The sequence below is a fragment of the Pseudomonas sp. LH21 genome, assembly GCF_036549575.1.
GTDB lineage: Bacteria > Pseudomonadota > Gammaproteobacteria > Pseudomonadales > Pseudomonadaceae > Aquipseudomonas > Aquipseudomonas peradeniyensis.
On record NZ_CP144367.1, the window covers coordinates 4,339,243 to 4,353,459 of the forward strand.

Below are 14,217 nucleotides of genomic sequence, written 5' to 3' on the forward strand. Positions count from 1 at the left end.
ACCACCTGCCCGCGCAAAACGCCCATTGTCCGCCAATGCCGGTGGTGCAACAAGCACACCCGGGCGTACCATGGCTGGCAGGCCTTAACGACACTTATGGATAGAGCTTGCAATGACCCGACAATGGACCCCTGACAGCTGGCGCGCCCTGCCGATCCAGCAGCAACCGATCTACCCCGACGCCGCGCACCTGCTGAAGGTGGAGCAGACGTTGGCCAGCTACCCACCGCTGGTGTTCGCCGGCGAAGCCCGCGAGCTGCGCCGGCAGTTCGCCGAAGTGACCCAGGGTCGGGCGTTCCTGCTGCAGGGCGGCGACTGCGCCGAGAGTTTCGCCGAGTTCTCCGCGGCGAAGATTCGCGACACCTTCAAGGTGCTGCTGCAGATGGCCATTGTCATGACCTTCGCCGCCGGCTGCCCGGTGGTCAAGGTCGGGCGCATGGCCGGCCAGTTCGCCAAGCCGCGCTCGGCCAATGACGAGACCATCGGCGACATCACCCTGCCCGCCTACCGGGGCGACATCGTCAACGGCATCGGCTTCGACGAAAAAAGCCGCGTCCCCGACCCCGAGCGCCTGCTGCAGGCCTACCACCAGGCCACCGCCAGCCTCAACCTGCTGCGCGCCTTCGCCCAGGGCGGCTTCGCCGACCTGCACCAGGTGCACAAGTGGAACCTGGACTTCATCGCCAACTCGGCGCTGGCCGACAAGTACCACCAGCTGGCCAACCGCATCGACGAGACCCTGGCCTTTATGCGCGCCTGCGGCCTGGACACCGCGCCGCAACTGCGTGAAACCAGCTTCTTCACCGCCCATGAAGCGTTGCTGCTCAACTACGAGGAAGCCTTCGTGCGCAGTGACAGCCTGACCGGCGACTACTACGACTGCTCGGCGCACATGCTGTGGATCGGCGACCGCACGCGCCAGCTCGACGGCGCCCATGTCGAGTTCCTGCGCGGCGTGCACAACCCGATCGGGGTCAAGGTCGGCCCGAGCATGAACCCCGAGGAGCTGATCCGCCTGATCGACGTGCTCAACCCGGACAACGACCCGGGCCGCCTGAACCTGATCGTGCGCATGGGCGCCGGCAAGGTCGGCGACCACCTGCCGGGGCTGATCCGCACCGTGCAACGCGAGGGCCGCCAGGTGCTGTGGAGCTCCGACCCGATGCACGGCAACACCATCAAGGCCAGCAGCGGCTACAAGACCCGCGATTTCGCGCAGATCCTCGACGAGGTCAAGCAGTTCTTCCAGGTGCACCAGGCCGAGGGCAGCCATGCTGGCGGCATCCATATCGAGATGACCGGGCAGAACGTCACCGAGTGCATCGGCGGCGCCCGGCCGATCACCGAGGACGCCCTGTCCGACCGCTACCACACTCACTGCGACCCGCGGATGAACGCCGACCAGTCGCTGGAGCTGGCGTTCCTGATCGCCGAAACCCTCAAGCAGGTACGCCGCTGAGCAATGCCTGACGCAGCCGGCTGCCCTCGGTGCGGGGGCAGTTGAGCTGCACCCTCTCCAGCCCCAGCCAGGCAGCTAGCCGCTGCAAGTTGGCCGCCAGCGCCAGATACCCTTCCCCGTCCAGCCCTGCCGGTTCCTCGTGCACTGCATGCACCGCCAACCGCCCGTGGGCGCGCTCGGCGCGCAGATCCACCCGCGCGGCAATGCGCTCCCGATGAAGGAACGGCAGCACGTAGTAACCGTACACACGCTTGTGCGCCGGGGTATAGATCTCCAGGCGGTAGCGGAAATCGAACAGGCGCTCAGTACGCTCACGCGCCCAGACCAGCGAATCGAACGGCGAGAGCAAGGCGCTGGCTTCGATGCGCCGGGGTATCCGTGGCACACCCGCGACATAGGCCGGTTGTTTCCAGCCCTGCACCGTGCAGGCCTGCAGACGGCCGTCCTCGACCAACACCGCCAGGGCGGCCTTGCTCTGCTGCGGCGAAAGGCGAAAGTAATCGCGAAGGTCCTGTTCGGTGGCCACGCCCAGGGCAACGGCGGCATGCAGCAGCAAGCCCTGGTGCGCTTCGAGCTCGCTGGGCTGGGCCTGCTCGAGGATGGCCGCCGGCAGCACCCGCTCGGGCAGGTCGTACAGGCGCTCGAAACCGCGACGCCCGGCCACGGTGACCTCGCCGGCGGCGAACAGCCATTCCAGCGCGTGCTTTTCTTCGCTCCAGTCCCACCAGGGACCGGCGCGCTCCTCGCGGGTGGACAGGCTGCCCGCGCCCAACGCACCCTGGTCGCGCACCGCCGCCAGTACCCGCTCGATCACCTCGCGCCGCTCGCGGCCGAACGCGGCCAGTTGCCGGTAAATGCCCTTGCCGTCGGCGGCGTGAGCCATGCGCCAGCGCATCAGCGGGTACAACGCCAGCGGCAGCAGCGACGCTTCATGGCCCCAGTACTCGAACAACCGGCGCTGGCGGCGCTGGCCCCAGGCGAGCTGGTCGAGCAGGTCGTGCGGGTAGTCGCCCAGGCGCGAGAACAGCGGCAGGTAGTGGGAGCGCACCAGGGCATTGACCGAATCGATCTGCACCACGCCCAGGCGCTGGAACATCCGCGTGAGGCTGGCGAGGGTCGGCGGGCCGCCGGGCGACTTGCCGAAGCCCTGGGCGGACAAGGCCAGGCGGCGGGCCTGGGAAATGGACAGGCTGAGGGACATGAGGTGGGCTCCGTCTGATGTTCAGACAGTAAAGACGCAATCGCGGGGCAAGCCCGCTCCCACGCACGGTTGTGGAAGCGGTCTTGTCCCGCGATTGTAGCCCTCTTCATTTACGCAACGGATCCTCCCAGAAATGCCGGTCGGCCTCCTGCTGGATATCGGCCCGCGACAACCCCAGGTCGTGCAGCGTGGCATCGCTCAGGCGCGCCAGTTCGTCGCGCTGGCGGTGCAGTTCGTACCAGCGCAGCAGCCGCCCGCCGGCATCGTGCAACAGGTGGCCGAGGGTAGACCCAGGCTGGTGAGCAACGTTGAAATGACCTTTCATCTTGACGCCCTCCTTGTGGATGGCTCCAGTCTCTTCCCAGGCCTAAGATCAATCCAACGAATGTTTCTGATGCCATGCATCTCGGAGATTGATGCCATGTCCCAGTATCAGAGTCTCGACGCGGACGTGCTGCGCACCTTCGTCGCCATCGCCGAGCAGGGCGGCTTCACCCGCGCCGGCGAAGTGGTCAACCGCACCCAGTCGGCGGTGAGCATGCAGATGAAGCGCCTGGAGGAGGACATCCTGCAGCGCCAGCTGTTCGAGCGTGACGGCCGCCAGGTGCGCCTCACCGCCGAGGGCCAGGTCCTGCTGGGCTATGCCCGGCGCATCCTCAAGCTGCACGGCGAAGTGTTCAACACCCTGCGCATGCCGCACATGGTCGGCGTGGTGCGTATCGGCACTCCGGACGACTACGCCATGCGCTACCTGCCGGGCATCCTCACCCGCTTCGCCCAGGCGTACCCGCTGATTCATGTCGAGGTTCACTGCGACTCGTCCAGGCAACTGATGCTGCGCCAGGACCTGGACCTGACCATCGTCACCCGCGAGCCGGGCAACGAGGTCGGCCAGCTGCTGCGCCAGGAGCGCCTGGTGTGGGCCGCGGCCAAGGGCTTCTGCCCCCACGAGCAGCGGCCAATGCCGCTGGCGCTGTTCAACACCGACTGCTTCTGCCGCGCCTGGACCTGCAACGCCCTGGAGCGCCAGGGCATCGAGTACCGCATTGCCTATACCAGCCCGAGCCTGGCGGCGATCTTCGCCATCGTGCATGCCGGGCTGGCGGTGACCGCGCAGCTGCAGAGCCTGATCGGCGGCGACCTGCGCATACTCGGCGCGGACGACGGCCTGCCGCAGCTGCACATGGCCAATGTGATGCTGTTGCGCAACGACCAGCAGCATTCGCCGATCACCGACTGCATGGCCGAATACATCGTCGAAGGGTTCAAATAAGCATCCCGCCCGCCCCGTGTAGGAGCGGGCTTGTCCCGCGATGGGCCGCAACGCGGCCCCGGCTCGCTAGAGCTCGAACCCAAGCATCACCGCGCACACCACCAAAAACCCGCAGAACAGTGTGCGCAACACCTTCTCCGGCAACGCATGGGCCAGCTTCACCCCCCAGCTGATGCTCAGCAACCCACCCACCGCCAGCGGAACGCCGATGCTCCAGTCGACACTCTGGTGCACCCCGTAGGTCAACAGCGTCACCATGGTGCTCGGCGCCGCCAATGCCAGCGACAGCCCCTGGGCCACCACCTGGGTAGTACCGAACACCGAGGTCAGGATCGGCGTGGCCACCACCGCCCCGCCCACGCCGAACAGCCCGCCCATGGTCCCGGCGAAACTGCCCAGCACGCCAAGCCAGGGCCACGGATAGCGCAGCTGATTACTCGGCGGCCGCACCGGCAGGAACATCCGCGCCACGTTCCAGATCGCCAGCGCCACCAGGAAACCGACGAAGTACAGGCGCATCGACTGGGCATCGATGCCCACCGCCCAGATCGACCCCAGCCAGGCGAACACGAAGCTGCACAGCGACAACGGCACGGCGTGGCGCAGTTCGATGCGGTTGCGCTGGTGATAGCGCCACAGCGCCAGCAGCACGTTGGGCACCACCATCACCAGGGCGGTGCCCTGGGCCAGTTGCTGGTCAAGGCCGAACAGCACGCCCAGCGCCGGAATGGCGATCAATCCGCCGCCGATGCCGAACAGCCCACCCAGGGTGCCGAGCGCGGCCCCCAGCACGATATACATCACCCACTCGATCATCAGCGCCTCATCCGCCTGCTTTCAGAGAATGAGGGCATGCTAGCCAGTCGCGGCTGGCGGGGAAACGCACAGCAGCGCACAATGGCTTTGCGCATTTCGCACAAGCATCGAGCCGCCATGAGCCCCGACATCCTTACCGAACAACTCAGCCTGTTCCTCGACGTGCTGGAAACCGGCAGTTTCTCCGCCGCCGCCCGGCGCCACCCGTTGACGCCCTCCGCCGTGGCGCGGCGCATCGACAACCTGGAAAGCGCGGTGGGCAGCCGCCTGTTCTCGCGCAGCACCCACGCCGTGCGCCCGACACCGGCCGGCAATGCCTTCGCCGAACGGGCCCGGCGTATCATCGAGGAACTGCGCCTGGCACGCGCCGAGGCGGTGTCGCTGAGCAATGCCCCGGAAGGCTTAATCCGCATCGACGCTCCGGCCGCGTTCGGCCGTCGTCACCTGGCCCCGGCCATCGCCGACTTCCTGGTGGCCTACCCCGGGCTCGACGTGCAGCTGCGCCTGATCGACAGCTTCGTCGACCTGCACGGCAGCCACCTGGGCGAAGTGGACCTGGTGCTGCGCGCCGGCCCCCTGGCCGACACCCGCCTGGTGGCCACGCCGCTGGCCTACATGGTGCGCATCGCCTGTGCCAGCCCCGCGTACCTGGCCAGCCGCGGGGTGCCGGCCTGCCCCAGCGAGCTGCCCGGACACGACGGCCTCGACTGGGACGGGCTGGCCCCGCCGTTCGCCTGGCGCTTCGCGGTCGACGGCCAGACCCGCCTGTACCGTCCGGCGCGCATGCGCATGGCCGCCAACAACGCCGAGACCCTGCTGTTCGGCGCCCTGGCCGGCCTGGGCGTCGCCCACCTGCCGACCTGGCTGATCAGCGACTACCTGCTGCGTGGCGAACTGGTCCCGCTGTTCTGCGACAACAGCCTGCCGGAGCCCGAGACCAGCGGCATCTATGCCCTGCGCCTGGAACATGAAACGAACTCTCGCAGCCGCTTGCTGCTCGAATTCCTCAAGAGCCGTTTCAGCCCAGTACCGCCCTGGGACCTGGCGCTGAGAAGCGAGCTGCGCTGGCAATGAGCGCACCAAGCTTTGGCGTGCTAGATTTTAACCCTTACCGATTCCAAGGACCTGCATGAACGCCGACACCCAAGCCCCCTGCGACGCGCTGCTGCTGGACAACCAGGTCTGCTTCGCCCTGCACTCGACCTCGTTGCTGATGACCAAGGTCTACAAGCCCCTGCTGCAGGCGCTGGGCCTGACCTACCCGCAGTACCTGGCCATGCTGGTGTTGTGGGAACAGGACGGCCTGACCGTGGGCGAGATCAGCCAGCGCCTGCTCACCGACCCCGGCTCGCTGACGCCGCTGCTCAAGCGCCTGGAAAGCGAAGGCCTGCTCAAGCGCAGCCGCAGCCGCGAGGACGAACGGGTGGTGCTGGTGCAGTTGACCGACCAGGGCCGCGCCCTGCAGGCCGAGGCCCAGCGCGTGCCGCCGTGCATTCTGCAGGCCAGCGGTCACAGCGCCGAGCAACTGCGCAAGCTGCAGGCCGACCTGCTCGCCCTGCGTGCGCAGCTGCAAGAAAACCTCTGACGTCTAAGCTGTGAGATGGCTGTTCGGATGAATGGTCGAATATTTAACTTGCGCACTAAATAATTGCGCGCTAAGTTAACTCCATACCCACTCAGCGCCGACGGCGCACAGCACCCTAGCGAGGCTCAAGATGCAAAAGGTCACTCCGCTGTACATCGCAGAAGCCACTTCCACCGGTGGTCGTGATGGCAAATCCCGCTCCAGCGACGGCAAGCTGGAAGTCAAGCTGAGCACCCCCAAGGAACTGGGCGGTGCGGGTGGTGACGGCACCAACCCCGAGCAGATGTTCGCCGCCGGCTACTCGGCCTGCTTCATCGGCGCGCTGAAATTCGTCGCCGGCCAGGAGAAAAAGGCCCTGCCGGCGGATGCGTCGATCACCGCCAAGGTCGGCATCGGCCAGATCCCGGGCGGTTTCGGCCTGGACATCGACCTGCACATCAACCTGCCGGGCCTGGCCCAGGCCGATGCCGAAGGGCTGGTGGAAAAGGCGCACAAGGTCTGCCCTTACTCCAACGCCACCCGCGGCAATGTGGATGTGCGGTTGCATGTGACGGTGTGATACGCGATCGATGTGTAGGAGCGGCCTCGTGCCGCGAAAGGACCGCAGAGCGGTCCCGGAATGCACGAGGGCAGCTTCTTCGGTTTGCCTGAATCATGGCTGGGGGCGCTTCGCGCCCCTTTCGCGGCACAAGGCCGCTCCTACAGGGGCCAGACAACCCGCCATAAAAAAACCCGGCCGAGGCCGGGTTTTTTCGTGCTCATCGCAAGAAGGATTACTTCTTGGAACGGCCCTTGAAGCTGTTGTCGCGAGTGTCGATGTCGATCCACTCGTCGATCTGGATGAAGTCGGCAACCGAGATCTCGGTACCGTTCTTCAGCTTGGCAGGCTTCATGACCTTGCCCGAGGTGTCGCCACGTGCGGCGTTCTCGGTGTAGACGACCTGGCGGCTGATGGTGGTCGGCAGTTCTACCGATACCAGGCGGCCTTCGAAGAACACGGCTTCGCAGACGTCTTCCATGCCTTCTTCGATGTACGGCAGAACGGCGTCGATGTCTTCGGCGTTCAGTTCGTACATGGTGTAGTCGGTGGTGTCCATGAAGGTGTACGAGTCACCGCTGATGAACGACAGGGTCGCTTCTTTGCGATCCAGGATCACGTCGTCCAGCTTGTCGTCCGCACCGTATACGGTTTCGGTCTTGTAGCCGGTCAGCAGGTTCTTCAGCTTGGTCTTCATGATCGCGCTGTTACGGCCCGACTTGGTGAACTCAGCTTTCTGAACCAGCCACGGGTCGTTGTCGATCCGCAGTACGGTACCGGGTTTCAGCTCTTTACCAGTTTTCATTACGAAGTATCCGAATCTGGATGGATTTATAAAAATCGAGGCCGCGTATCATAGCGAATTTCGGTAAAACTGTACCAGCCTCGTGGCAAGGTCCGGCCGAGCGGCCTGCGCGGCCTGCCACTGGCGGGCGTGTTCGCGCACTTCGTCCCAGTGCGGCTGCAGCGCCTGCCAGGCCTGGCCCATCGGGCGATCCATGTTCCAGGCGCGCCACAGTTCGGTCAGCGCCTGCCCGGCGGCGGCCGACAGGCCTTGGCGATAAAGGGCGAGGAATGCCTCGAGTTTTTCCCAGTGGGCGTTCTCTTCCTGGATGTAGATGTGCCAGAGCATCGGCACGCCAGCCCATTGCGCGCGCACGAAGGAATCCTCGCCGCGCACGGCGTTGAAATCGCAGCTCCACAGCAGCCGGTCGTAGTCGTCCTGGCTGACGAAAGGCAGCACCTGCACGGTCAAGGCCCCGCGCCGATGCAGCGCGCCCACGGGCAGGTCTGCCTCGCCCAGCCAGTTGCCGAGGTCACCCAGGATGCGCCCCTGCGGTACCAGCAGGTGGGTGGGATGCACATCGGCGGCCAGCACATCGAGCCAGTTGCCCAGCTGCGGGTTCTCGTAGGCGAACAGCGAGATCAACCGCGCCCCATCCTGGGGCTGCACACCCAGCCCCGCCAGGAATTTCGCCCGCTCGTCAGGCGACTGCCGGAAGGCCTGGCAACGCGGCAGCAAGGTGGCTTCACGCAGCAATCCACCAGTGTTCTCGGTGAAACCCGGGAAGAAGAAGAACTTGCGCAGCCCATTGGCCTGGGGCGACGGCAAGCCATGGCAACCCTCCACCCAGTCTTCGGCACTGAGGTAGTCCAGGTTCAGCCACAAGGGCGGCGTGGGCTGACGGGCCATGGCCTCGACGTAGCCGTCTGGCAGTTGGCAGGCAAAGGCACCCACCACCACCTGGGCTGGCTGCGCACCTTGCCACGTGCCAGGCCAGAGGCGTATCTCGACGCCCTGCCGCCACTGCTGCGGAGCCTGACTGTCTGCCTCGGGACACAGGCGCACAAAGGCGTGCAGGTCGTCCACCCACAGGCGCACCGCCAGGTCGTGCTCGGCCACCAGCTGGCGCGCCAGACGCCAGGTGACGCCGATGTCGCCATAGTTGTCGACGACCGTGCAGAAGATGTCCCAGGTGGTTTTCATCGCCACGTTCCGTTACCTGCGAAAAAAGACCGCGGATTTTGCGGATATTTGCCCGCCAGCAAAAGCGCGGCGCTGAAAAAACCTGTCGCGCCATGCGAGAATGACACCCCCGACCCGCCTGCCAGGAGGCCGCCATGCCCCGCCCCCGCGAATTGAAGATCACCCTCAGACCCGTGCAACTGGTGCTGTGCGTCGCCCTGGGTCTGTGGCTCGGCGCCGTTGCCATCGCCTTGAGCCTGTGGCTGGCCCTGCGCCTGTGGCCGGCACAGGTGCAGCCACTGGTCGAGGCCGCCGTCCCCGCCGTGGTCCAGCCTGCGCCTGCCGCCGCGCCGGCGCAACCGGCCGACGCCCAGGCGCAGATGTTCGAGCACTACAAGGAGATCCTGCACAAGCAGGAACTGCAACAGGCCGCCGAGGCCGCCCAGGGCAACCCGCGCAACCTCAACAGCCCCAAGTGCCAGTTCTGGCTGCAGCAGAACCGCACCGCTCCGACCGACAAGAGCCAGGCCAACGTGCTGGAGTTCTGCTACTGACCATGGACAAGGCCAGCCTGCTGCGACGCATCATCGCCACCCTCGAGCATGACATGGAGGTGCTGCGCCGCGCCGCCCAGACCGCCTACGAGGCCGCCACCGCCGAAGAGAACATCGCCGAGAACAAGTACGACACCCTGGGGCTGGAGGCGTCGTACCTGGCCACCGGGCAGGCGCGGCGCACGGCCGAGATCCGCCAGGCGTTGCTGACCTACCAGCAGTTGGCGCTGCGCGATTACGACCCGGCGCGGGGGATCCAGATCGGCTGCCTGGTGACCCTGGAAGATGAAGCGGGCCAGCGGCGCCGGCTGTTCCTCGGGCCGGAAGGGGCTGGGCTGAAGGTTGGCGAGGGGGATGGCCTGGTGACGGTGATCACGCCACGCGCGCCGCTGGGGCAGCAACTGCTCGGCAAGCGGGTGGATGACGAAGTGAGCCTGGTGGTGGCTGGGGTGGCGCAGGTGCAGTTCATCATCGATATCGCCTGAGCAAGCGCCATCGCGGGGCAAGCCCGCTCCCACGCAGCCAACAGGAGCCTGAGTCATCATGCAAGACCGTGACTCCTGAGCTCGATGCAGTGCCGTCGTGGGAGCGGGCTTGCCCCGCGAAAGGCCATCAATGGCGCTGCAACGCATCGAATCGCTGCGCCAGCCCCTGCTCGGCGAACTGCTCCACCACGAAATCGATGAAGGCCCGGGTCTTGCCCGGCAACAGCTTGCGCTCGGCGTAGTACAGGCTGATATGTCCATCGTCCACGTACCAGTCCGGCAACACCCGGCTCAGGCGCCCGGCGGTCAGGTAGGGCAAGGCGAACGGCAGGCTGACCAGGGCGATGCCCAGGCCTTGCTCGGCCACCGCGCAGGCGGCGTCCGAATCACTCATGGTCAGGCGCTGGGGCAATTGCAGCGGCTGTTGCTCCTGCCAGCGACTGGTCAGCGGCCAGCTGCGCACCCGGCCGGTCTGCGGCGAGCGGATAAGGATGCCGGCGCATGCCTGCAACTGCTCAGGGCGGGTCAGTGGCCCGTGCTGTTGCAGGTAGCCCGGCGAAGCGACCAGCACCCTGTGCGCCGGGGTCAGCTTGCGCGCAACCACCCCAGGCGGCAGTTCGAAACCGCCACCGATGGCGGCGTCGAAGCCCTGGCCGATCAGGTCGACCTGGCGGTTGTCGAAATGCCAGTCCGCCGTCACCGCCGGATAACGGGCCAGGAACTCGCCCAGCAGCGGCAGCACATACAGGCGCCCGAACACCGTGCCCATGCTGACCCGCAGCACGCCCGACGGATGCCCTTCGCAATTGGCGAGGTTAGACACGGCGTATTGAATGGTGCGAAAACTCTCGCTCACCTCGGCCAGAAAGCGCTGCCCGGCCTCGGTCAGGGTCAGCTTGCGCGTGCTGCGCAGGAACAGGCGCACACCGAGCCGCGCTTCCAGCTGGGCGACGTTCTTGCCGACCCCCGCCGGGGTGAGCGACAGGCGCCTGGCCGCCTCGGCAAAGCTGCCGACTTCGGCGCTGCGAATGAAGCACTCCAGGCTGCTGAAGGATTCCACCACGGCCATTATCAACTCCTGGTTTATTCTGAGTAACTCGATTGCCATCTTATCAACAGGTAATCGAGCGCGGATACTGCGTCCATCCCAAGGCATCCGGCCTTGCTTCACTGCAGGAGATCAGCATGTCCCAAGCACTTCCTCTCACCGGCAAGGTGGCCCTGGTCCAGGGCGGTTCGCGCGGTATCGGCGCCGCCATCGTCCGCCGCCTGGCCCGCGACGGCGCCAAGGTCGCCTTCACTTATGTCAGTTCCAGCGCCAGCGCCGAGGCCCTGGCCGGTGAAATCAACAACGCCGGCGGCCAGGCCCTGGCCCTGCGCGCCGACAGCGCCGATATCCAGGCCGTGCAACAGGCCGTGGCCGACACCGCCAAGGCCTTCGGCGGCCTCGATATCCTGGTCAACAACGCCGGCGTGCTGGCGGTGGCGCCGGTGGCCGAGTTCGACCTGGCCGACTTCGACCGCCTGCTGGCGATCAACGTGCGCAGCGTGTTCGTGGCCACCCAGGCAGCGATCAAGCACATGGGCAAGGGTGGGCGGATCATCAACATCGGCAGCACCAACGCCGAGCGCATGCCGTTCGCCGGCGGCGCCCCCTATGCCATGAGCAAGTCGGCGCTGGTCGGCCTGACCAAGGGCCTTGCCCGGGACCTGGGGCCGCAGGGGATCACCGTCAACAATGTGCAGCCGGGGCCGGTGGACACCGACATGAACCCGGCCAGCGGCGAGTTCGCCGAGAGCCTGATTCCGTTGATGGCCATCGGGCGCTACGGGCAGGCGGACGAAATCGCCAGTTTCGTGGCTTACCTGGCGGGGCCTGAAGCGGGGTACATCACCGGGGCGAGCCTGTTGGCCGATGGTGGATTTGCGGCCTGAGGTGCCATTCCCCTGTAGGAGCGGCCTTGTGCCGCGAAGGGGCTGCAAGGCAGCCCCAGGTTTTCAGCGTCGACGCATAGATCGTCGGGGCCGCTGCGCGGCCCTTTCGCGGCGCAAGGCCGCTCCTACAGAGGGAGCATCAGGTCGAAGGGAGGCTCTGCTCCATGACGTCGAGAAAAGCCCGCGCCGCGGGCGTGGGGCTCGGCGACCAGACCGCATACAAATGCCGCACCGGCGCATCCACCAGTGGCACCGTGGCCACTCCCTGAAAACCCCGGGCAATGCGCTCGGGCACCAACCCCAGCGCCATCCCGCGCTGGACGAACTTTTCCACCAGGCGAATATGGCCGATCTCGAACTGCACCCGATGCCGCAACCCCGCCGCCTGGAACGCCTCGTCGGTCTGCCGGCGCGCCCCGGTGCCCTCGGGAAAGTCCACCAGCACCTCGTCGGCCAGGTCGGCCAGGGCCAGCTGCGCCCTGCCCGCCAGCCGATGGCCGGGCGGCAGCACCGCCACCAGCTCCTCCCGCGCCAGCAGGCGATGCTGCACGCCGTTCAGCGCCTCGCCCTGCCACAGGCCGATAAACCCCACGTCCAGGCGCCGCTCGCAGACATCCGCCATCAGCAACTCGCTCTTGGCGGTCAACCAGCGCACGTCCACATCCGGATAACGCTCATGAAACACCGCCAGCAGATCGACCAGGTCCAGCGCGGTGAGCGAGCTGATCTCGCCGATCGACAGCCGTCCACGCACCTGCCCGCAAGCGGCGGCGACATCCTCGGCCACCCGCCGCGCCGCCGCCACCGCCGGCCGGGCGCTGAGCACGAAGGCCTCGCCCGCCGGGGTCAGGCGCACCCGCCGCGAACTGCGCTCGAACAGGCTCACCCCCAGCTGTGCCTCCAGCCGCGCCACCTGGTGGCTGAGGGCCGACTGCACCACGTGGCAGCGCTCGGCGGCGCGGGTGAAGCTGCCGGTGTCGGCCACGGCCAGGGCATATTCGAGCTGCTTGAGATTCATCGATCTATCTGCTTTCAAGATGGATAAGTTGAAAACTATACATTGGCGTCATGCTAGACACTTCCTGATACTTGTCACCACACAACCTTGCCTGCAACGAGACTGCCCATGAACACCCCGACTCTCGGCCGCGCCCTGATCCTGCTGATGGCCACCGCCACCGGCCTGGCCGTGGCCAGCAATTACTACGCCCAACCGCTGCTGCACAGCATCGCCCAACAGTTCGGCCTGAGCACCGCCAGCGCCGGCACCATCGTCATCGCCGCCCAGCTCAGCTACGGCGCCGGGCTGCTGTTGCTGGCGCCACTGGGCGACCTGTTCGAGCAGCGCCGGCTGATCGTCACCATGGTGCTGATCGCCACTGCCGGGCTGGTGATCAGCGCCTGCGCGCCGAGCCTGCCGTGGCTGCTGTTCGGCACCGCGCTGACCGGGCTGTTCTCGGTGGTGGCCCAGGTGCTGGTGCCCATGGCCGCCGCCCTCAGTGCCCCAGAGCAGCGCGGCCGCGCCGTGGGCACGCTGATGAGCGGGCTGTTGCTGGGCATCCTGCTGGCGCGCACCGCCGCCGGGTTCATGGCCGAACTGGGCGGCTGGCGCAGCATCTATGTGCTGGCGGCGGTGCTGATGGCGATCAGCGCCCTCGCGCTTTACCGCAGCCTGCCACAACACCACAGCCATGCGGGGCTCAAGTACCCGGCGCTGATCGGCTCGGTGTTCCGCCTGTTCGTCGAGGAACCAGTGCTGCGCCTGCGTTCGCTGCTGGGGTTGCTGGCGTTCAGCCTGTTCGCGTTGTTCTGGACGCCGTTGGCGTTCCTGCTGAGCAATGCGCCCTACCACTATTCCGACGCGGTGATCGGCCTGTTCGGCCTGGCCGGGGCAGTCGGCGCGCTGGCGGCCAACTGGGCCGGGCGCCTGGCTGATCGCGGCAAGGGACCACTGGGGACCACGGTGGGGCTGGTAGCGCTGCTGCTGTCGTGGGTGCCGCTGGGCTTTGCGCAGCAGTCGCTGGCGGCGTTGCTGGTGGGGGTGCTGCTGCTCGACCTGGCGGTGCAACTGGTGCACGTGAGCAACCAGAACGCGGTGATCGTGCTGCGGCCGGAGGCGCGGACGCGGCTCAATGCCGGGTATATCACCTGCTACTTCATCGGCGGGGCGCTGGGGTCGTTGCTGGGGACGCAGCTGTTCGAGGTGCATGGCTGGGACGGGATCGTGGTGGCCGGGCTGGTGATCGGGGCGCTTGCGCTGGTGGTATGGGGGTTGGCCGAGCGCAAGCGCGGGAAACGCCTGAGCGCCGGGATGTCCCCCCTGTAGGAGCGGCCTCGTGCCGCGAAAGGGCCGCGTAGCGGCCCCGGCAGTATCAGCTTGATGCTCGAATCCTGGGGCTGCTTCG

The 14,217-nt window shown here is 66.7% G+C and carries 16 protein-coding genes; 9 read left to right on the forward strand and 7 right to left on the reverse strand.

The genetic code is table 11. The features are described from left to right. Nucleotides 1-112 precede the first annotated feature (112 nt). Nucleotides 113-1,459, forward strand: coding sequence for a class II 3-deoxy-7-phosphoheptulonate synthase (locus VUG52_RS19795; protein WP_028691729.1), 1,347 nt, complete (start codon nucleotides 113-115; stop codon nucleotides 1,457-1,459). On the opposite strand, the gene VUG52_RS19800 is transcribed toward VUG52_RS19795, so the two are convergent. Together VUG52_RS19800 and VUG52_RS19805 are read right to left on the reverse strand one after the other, a co-directional pair. Continuing rightward, nucleotides 1,440-2,660 (reverse strand): winged helix-turn-helix domain-containing protein, encoded by a 1,221-nt coding sequence (locus tag VUG52_RS19800; protein WP_331831981.1) that lies wholly within the window; start codon nucleotides 2,658-2,660, stop codon nucleotides 1,440-1,442. The two genes, VUG52_RS19795 and VUG52_RS19800, sit on opposite strands and share 20 nt — an antisense overlap. Nucleotides 2,661-2,766: 106 nt before the next feature. Beyond that, nucleotides 2,767-2,985, reverse strand: a complete 219-nt coding sequence (locus tag VUG52_RS19805; protein WP_028691731.1) for a DUF1127 domain-containing protein — start codon at nucleotides 2,983-2,985, stop codon at nucleotides 2,767-2,769. Nucleotides 2,986-3,081: 96 nt separating this feature from the next. Here VUG52_RS19805 and VUG52_RS19810 point away from each other — a divergent pair, with 96 nt between their 5' ends. Beyond that, nucleotides 3,082-3,933, forward strand: a complete 852-nt coding sequence (locus VUG52_RS19810; protein ID WP_050704686.1) for a LysR substrate-binding domain-containing protein — start codon at nucleotides 3,082-3,084, stop codon at nucleotides 3,931-3,933. A gap of 66 nt (nucleotides 3,934-3,999) precedes the next feature. Here the strand turns inward: VUG52_RS19810 and VUG52_RS19815 are convergent, their stop codons facing one another. Further along, nucleotides 4,000-4,749, reverse strand: a complete 750-nt coding sequence (locus VUG52_RS19815; protein WP_050704671.1) for a sulfite exporter TauE/SafE family protein — start codon at nucleotides 4,747-4,749, stop codon at nucleotides 4,000-4,002. 117 nt (nucleotides 4,750-4,866) lie between these two features. On the opposite strand from VUG52_RS19815, the gene VUG52_RS19820 reads away from it, so the two are divergent. From VUG52_RS19820 to VUG52_RS19830, 3 genes are all read left to right on the forward strand, one after another. Continuing rightward, entirely contained in the window at nucleotides 4,867-5,823 is a 957-nt protein-coding gene (locus VUG52_RS19820) for a LysR family transcriptional regulator (protein ID WP_331831982.1), read from the forward strand. A gap of 55 nt (nucleotides 5,824-5,878) precedes the next feature. Continuing rightward, nucleotides 5,879-6,334 (forward strand): MarR family winged helix-turn-helix transcriptional regulator, encoded by a 456-nt coding sequence (locus tag VUG52_RS19825; RefSeq protein WP_050704669.1) that lies wholly within the window; start codon nucleotides 5,879-5,881, stop codon nucleotides 6,332-6,334. A gap of 130 nt (nucleotides 6,335-6,464) precedes the next feature. Further along, nucleotides 6,465-6,893 carry an organic hydroperoxide resistance protein gene (locus VUG52_RS19830; protein ID WP_023632623.1) on the forward strand — a complete coding sequence of 143 codons (429 nt, stop codon included), beginning with the start codon at nucleotides 6,465-6,467 and terminating at the stop codon, nucleotides 6,891-6,893. Between the two features lie 214 nt (nucleotides 6,894-7,107). Here VUG52_RS19830 and efp read toward each other — a convergent pair whose 3' ends face one another. Both efp and earP read right to left on the reverse strand, forming a co-directional pair. After that, nucleotides 7,108-7,677: an elongation factor P gene (gene efp / locus VUG52_RS19835; protein ID WP_028691737.1), complete on the reverse strand. Its 570-nt coding sequence runs from the start codon at nucleotides 7,675-7,677 to the stop codon at nucleotides 7,108-7,110. A 48-nt stretch (nucleotides 7,678-7,725) separates the two neighbouring features. Continuing rightward, nucleotides 7,726-8,859: an elongation factor P maturation arginine rhamnosyltransferase EarP gene (gene earP / locus VUG52_RS19840; protein WP_331831983.1), complete on the reverse strand. Its 1,134-nt coding sequence runs from the start codon at nucleotides 8,857-8,859 to the stop codon at nucleotides 7,726-7,728. A 134-nt stretch (nucleotides 8,860-8,993) separates the two neighbouring features. On the opposite strand from earP, the gene VUG52_RS19845 reads away from it, so the two are divergent. Beyond that, nucleotides 8,994-9,392, forward strand: a complete 399-nt coding sequence (locus VUG52_RS19845) for a hypothetical protein (protein ID WP_234562527.1) — start codon at nucleotides 8,994-8,996, stop codon at nucleotides 9,390-9,392. A gap of 2 nt (nucleotides 9,393-9,394) precedes the next feature. After that, nucleotides 9,395-9,877, forward strand: coding sequence for a GreA/GreB family elongation factor (locus VUG52_RS19850; protein WP_331831985.1), 483 nt, complete (start codon nucleotides 9,395-9,397; stop codon nucleotides 9,875-9,877). Between the two features lie 127 nt (nucleotides 9,878-10,004). Here the strand turns inward: VUG52_RS19850 and VUG52_RS19855 are convergent, their stop codons facing one another. Beyond that, on the reverse strand, nucleotides 10,005-10,946 hold the full coding sequence (locus VUG52_RS19855) for a LysR family transcriptional regulator (RefSeq protein ID WP_050704662.1): 942 nt from the start codon (nucleotides 10,944-10,946) through the stop codon (nucleotides 10,005-10,007). A gap of 116 nt (nucleotides 10,947-11,062) precedes the next feature. Here VUG52_RS19855 and VUG52_RS19860 point away from each other — a divergent pair, with 116 nt between their 5' ends. Beyond that, nucleotides 11,063-11,812, forward strand: a complete 750-nt coding sequence (locus tag VUG52_RS19860; protein WP_050704661.1) for a 3-oxoacyl-ACP reductase family protein — start codon at nucleotides 11,063-11,065, stop codon at nucleotides 11,810-11,812. A 139-nt stretch (nucleotides 11,813-11,951) separates the two neighbouring features. Here the strand turns inward: VUG52_RS19860 and VUG52_RS19865 are convergent, their stop codons facing one another. Then, a complete protein-coding gene (locus VUG52_RS19865) occupies nucleotides 11,952-12,830 on the reverse strand; it encodes a LysR family transcriptional regulator (RefSeq protein ID WP_050704660.1) in 879 nt (292 codons plus the stop codon). Between the two features lie 108 nt (nucleotides 12,831-12,938). Between VUG52_RS19865 and VUG52_RS19870 the strand changes: the two genes are divergently transcribed. After that, nucleotides 12,939-14,138 carry an MFS transporter gene (locus VUG52_RS19870; protein ID WP_050704659.1) on the forward strand — a complete coding sequence of 400 codons (1,200 nt, stop codon included), beginning with the start codon at nucleotides 12,939-12,941 and terminating at the stop codon, nucleotides 14,136-14,138. The last annotated feature ends 79 nt before the right edge of the window (nucleotides 14,139-14,217 follow it).

Bases quoted from the DNA above. Each gene is read 5' to 3' on its own strand.
- VUG52_RS19795 (WP_028691729.1), top strand. From the start codon at position 113: ATGACCCGACAATGGACCCCTGACAGCTGGCGCGCCCTGCCGATCCAG.
- VUG52_RS19800 (WP_331831981.1), bottom strand. From the start codon at position 2,660: ATGTCCCTCAGCCTGTCCATTTCCCAGGCCCGCCGCCTGGCCTTGTCC.
- VUG52_RS19805 (WP_028691731.1), bottom strand. From the start codon at position 2,985: ATGAAAGGTCATTTCAACGTTGCTCACCAGCCTGGGTCTACCCTCGGC.
- VUG52_RS19810 (WP_050704686.1), top strand. From the start codon at position 3,082: ATGTCCCAGTATCAGAGTCTCGACGCGGACGTGCTGCGCACCTTCGTC.
- VUG52_RS19815 (WP_050704671.1), bottom strand. From the start codon at position 4,749: ATGATCGAGTGGGTGATGTATATCGTGCTGGGGGCCGCGCTCGGCACC.
- VUG52_RS19820 (WP_331831982.1), top strand. From the start codon at position 4,867: ATGAGCCCCGACATCCTTACCGAACAACTCAGCCTGTTCCTCGACGTG.
- VUG52_RS19825 (WP_050704669.1), top strand. From the start codon at position 5,879: ATGAACGCCGACACCCAAGCCCCCTGCGACGCGCTGCTGCTGGACAAC.
- VUG52_RS19830 (WP_023632623.1), top strand. From the start codon at position 6,465: ATGCAAAAGGTCACTCCGCTGTACATCGCAGAAGCCACTTCCACCGGT.
- efp (WP_028691737.1), bottom strand. From the start codon at position 7,677: ATGAAAACTGGTAAAGAGCTGAAACCCGGTACCGTACTGCGGATCGAC.
- earP (WP_331831983.1), bottom strand. From the start codon at position 8,859: ATGAAAACCACCTGGGACATCTTCTGCACGGTCGTCGACAACTATGGC.
- VUG52_RS19845 (WP_234562527.1), top strand. From the start codon at position 8,994: ATGCCCCGCCCCCGCGAATTGAAGATCACCCTCAGACCCGTGCAACTG.
- VUG52_RS19850 (WP_331831985.1), top strand. From the start codon at position 9,395: ATGGACAAGGCCAGCCTGCTGCGACGCATCATCGCCACCCTCGAGCAT.
- VUG52_RS19855 (WP_050704662.1), bottom strand. From the start codon at position 10,946: ATGGCCGTGGTGGAATCCTTCAGCAGCCTGGAGTGCTTCATTCGCAGC.
- VUG52_RS19860 (WP_050704661.1), top strand. From the start codon at position 11,063: ATGTCCCAAGCACTTCCTCTCACCGGCAAGGTGGCCCTGGTCCAGGGC.
- VUG52_RS19865 (WP_050704660.1), bottom strand. From the start codon at position 12,830: ATGAATCTCAAGCAGCTCGAATATGCCCTGGCCGTGGCCGACACCGGC.
- VUG52_RS19870 (WP_050704659.1), top strand. From the start codon at position 12,939: ATGAACACCCCGACTCTCGGCCGCGCCCTGATCCTGCTGATGGCCACC.